Source organism: Crocosphaera sp. Alani8, from assembly GCF_038442745.1.
Classification (GTDB): Bacteria; Cyanobacteriota; Cyanobacteriia; order Cyanobacteriales; family Microcystaceae; genus Crocosphaera.
Genome location: NZ_JARVCN010000402.1, coordinates 1 through 2,652, shown reverse-complemented (window position 1 = coordinate 2,652; position 2,652 = coordinate 1). Strand labels below are relative to the sequence as shown.

Annotated in this window: 1 protein-coding gene; it reads right to left on the bottom strand. The window is 33.5% G+C overall.

What is annotated here, in order from left to right; all coding sequences use genetic code 11:
* Positions 1 to 102 precede the first annotated feature (102 nt).
* The gene (locus tag P9B04_RS19845) at positions 103 to 2,118 is read right to left on the bottom strand and encodes a DUF262 domain-containing protein (protein WP_342056702.1); all 2,016 of its coding nucleotides are present in this window, start codon (positions 2,116 to 2,118) and stop codon (positions 103 to 105) included.
* Positions 2,119 to 2,652 lie beyond the last annotated feature (534 nt).

Genomic DNA, 2,652 nt, shown 5'->3' with positions numbered 1-2,652 from the left:
TGAAATTTTAGTTATTAACTTTTCGTTTCAATATTAATCCACAGCACACACGATGATAAAAAACTAGGAATAGTTTTGTAAACTTCTAAGATAATTTCAGATTTAGTGATCATTTTTTGAAGATAAAGCTCTTGTTATAGTTTCTACATTCCACTCTTCCTGTGATAAATCTGCAGTTTCAATTGCTTTTAAGCAAAAAGTATGAATAGCTGTAGCCGATAAATTTACTTCAACAAATATCCCATTATTAAGTTTTCGTATTGAACGAAAATCTTTTTCATCTCGTCCTACAAAATGTGGAAATTGGGATAAAATATCTTCAAACTTATCTGGTTTTAGATCAGCCACTGTGTTTAAACTGATTTCTAAAACATCTCGCCAACTTTTCACAGAATATTCATGTCCAAAAATTCTTAGATTCTTCGGGATTTTTCCTGTAACACTATTAGCTTGGGAGTCAGGTATAGAATTATCTCCGAAATAACTCCAAATTTCTAAAGCTTTATCAGCTAAGTCAGATGCTCTTTTTTCTATATCATATTTACCCCAAGAATTGACAGTAGAAAAATATTTATTTAACTCAAGATGACTGTGAAGAAATTCTTTTTTCTTTGTAGGAAAATTATTATTTGACAATTCAGAATTATAGCCTGTCAGCGTTAAATTACCTATAGAATGAATTAGAAGCTCATGAGTAATGGAAAACTCTTTACCTAAATGGTTTTTCCACCATTCATTTAATTTTTGAGGCATAATATGCTCTATAGACAATTTCTCAAAATCTACTGTCTCTTTGTGTTTAGAAGATTCTTCAATTGATTCAAGAATCAGCTTAGCTTTTTCAGAACGATTACTTCCATACATTTTTACGTCCATAAATCTTTCTCTAAATTCATGATCTTTAGGATAATTACGAGTCTGTAGTGTTGACTTTAATCTTGTAACAAAGCTATCAGAAATCAAGTTAGTATCCTTGCTTACTTGTGAATAAAGTAAGGCAAAGATACGATTTAATCCTCTTGTTTGAATATTACAAACAAATCGTCGAAGTATGAAGTTCTCAATGATTTTGAAGACCTCACATAATTCATCTTCCGACAATTTTTCTTGTTTCCAATCATCATAACAGTTTAAAATAAATGGATAAATTGTAGCTACTTCTAAACGATTCAGACGTTTTAAATGCTTCTTTATTTTTTCATTTTTTTCAGTCTCTGGATTTAATAAGTTAGAATAGTATAAAGAAAATTTATATAACTCTTTTAAAGAGGATATAGCATCTTGGTTACGAATTCTCTCTTTGGTCTCAAAATATACTTCATTCTTTCGGACTTCTTTTCCACTTCTAGTTAAATAATGACGAATATATTCAGTTAATTGATTATTCAAAGATTCTTCCATTGGTTTCCAGTAACTATTATATATATCCTCTTGCTCTTGACTGGAGATTTCCATAAAATAATAATTGCGAATTAAATCAGCCTGATTTAGAGGACTTCCTTTTGCATTAAGACCTTCAAATACTAAATACGGATCGTCATCGATTCCCAGAACTATACTAACCAAAGAAAGACTATTACAAACGACTTTTTTTAGCTGTTGTAAATCTAGATGATTTTGATATTGTCGAATTTTCTTTTCAAAAAAAAGATAGCAGTTATAGAGAGGAGTATCATCATCAATATTTTCTTTGTCAATAATTTTCTCCAAGGATTTTCGGTCTAATTGTGTAGGGCGTAATTTATAGTAATCTTCTTTCTCACTTTCATATAAATTTACCAAAAAAGTATTATTAATTTGTGCGGATAGTTTGGTTTGCTTTAGGTCTTCTGCTTTATCTCTTAATGCGACTAGAAATAAAAAAATAGTTGTTAAACGTTGTTGCCCGTCAATTAAAAGATACTTCGTTGTTCCTTCGGGAATAGCCTCCATAGGACTGGTCACGATAGATCCCATAAAATGAGGACGAGGCTGATCACTTTCATATAATTCAATCAAATCGTCCCATAAAACTTGCCACTGTTGCTTTTTCCAACTATATGGCCGTTGGAATAAAGGAACAACGTATTGTTTCGTCCCCTCAATGATTTGCTGTAGTTTAGTCTCAGATGCTTGCATGAATCAATCTTTATCTGAATTATTATTCCTAGTATTCCCACTTAAGTCAGAAAATTTCCCAATGAGAGGAAAAAAGCAAAAATTAGCTCGGAGGACACAATTGACAATATGGGGGTTAGGCTCGTTATAATTTTTATTCTGTTAATTATTATTCAGAAATGAACAAAGCACAACTTGTTAAAGCCATTGCTGCTGAAACTGGTCAACCGAAGGCAGAAGACGCTCCGCTACAAGGGCAGAAGGCAGAAGGTCACTTGTAAGATCACGGGGAACCTGTACCCCTACAAAGCTCGCAAACGTCTTGAAATACGGGGAACCTGTACCCGAAGGGATAAGGTTGAAGGAGAATCCTTCTGCCCTCTGCCTAGGTGCGCTTTCCAATGCTGAGGAAACCTCAGCTGGGGTCGCACCTCTGCCTTCAAGGGCGAAGCTCTGGTCAACCTCAGTCAATAGTAACCAAGATCCTTGATGCCACAACTGAAACTATCGTTGAAAACGTTGCTAATGGGGAGAAAATAACTCTTGTGGGTTTTG